Annotated in this window: 1 protein-coding gene; it reads right to left on the bottom strand. The window is 33.0% G+C overall.

Annotated features, from left to right (window positions below):
• Nucleotides 1–210: 210 nt before the first annotated feature.
• Nucleotides 211–833, bottom strand: a 623-nt coding sequence (locus tag Q1B05_RS18550; protein ID WP_299782949.1) for a YgcG family protein, incomplete at its 5' end; no start/stop codon positions are given.

Consider the following 833-nt stretch of genomic DNA (forward strand, 5'->3'; position numbering starts at 1 on the left):
TCTTTTATCGGAAATACTGTAATTCATTAAGCTATTTGTTCGTTTTTTTGCGTTCCGTTTATATTATTGCCAACGGTCTCGTATAACCGTCAGTTACGGTTTAAATTAGCGATTATTTTCGGTTTAGCACAGACGTTAGCAATTCCGAGTGGATTCGGACGTAGTCGAATCCGCCGTAATTGCGGTTATACATTGTTGTACACAGTACTTTTATTTCCATTTTTCTATCAATTCAGTCACACCGTTTTTAATTCCGTTATAAAATTCCCCTTTTTTAAATTCCGGAATTATGGTTTCTTCAATTACATTTTTGCAGATTTGGTCAGTCAAAATCAATTCAGTTCCCAATCCAGTTGCGATTCCGATTTGTCGGCAAGGATTGCATACAACGATTGTCAGTCCATTATTTTTTTCAGCGTTTCCAATTCCCCATTCATCTCCTAAATCAGTTGCATATTTTTGGATATTCTGATATGGTTTTATACTGTCAATTGTTATCACAACAATTTGTCTAGTAGTTTCAATATCATAGTCATAAAGAACTTTCGATAATTCAGTTCGTTGTGATTCGGTAAATATTTTTCCGTAATCGTTAATTATTCCAATTGGTTTCGGAAAAGTACTTTTTACAGTTTCCGACAATTTAATTTCAGTCGTGGATTTTTTGATTTCAGTTTCCTGCGCTGAACCTTTACAAGAAAGTAAATTCAAGGTCAGAAATAGGATTAATATTTTAGTTCTGATTTTCATTTCAGGTATGTCTTGTCCTGAAATATGGCTACAGTTTAAAATTGAATTAAGCTGATAATTTATATACCATATTCGGTGTTTTA

The sequence above is a fragment of the uncultured Formosa sp. genome (genome assembly GCF_947500765.1).
Lineage (GTDB): Bacteria > Bacteroidota > Bacteroidia > Flavobacteriales > Flavobacteriaceae > Formosa.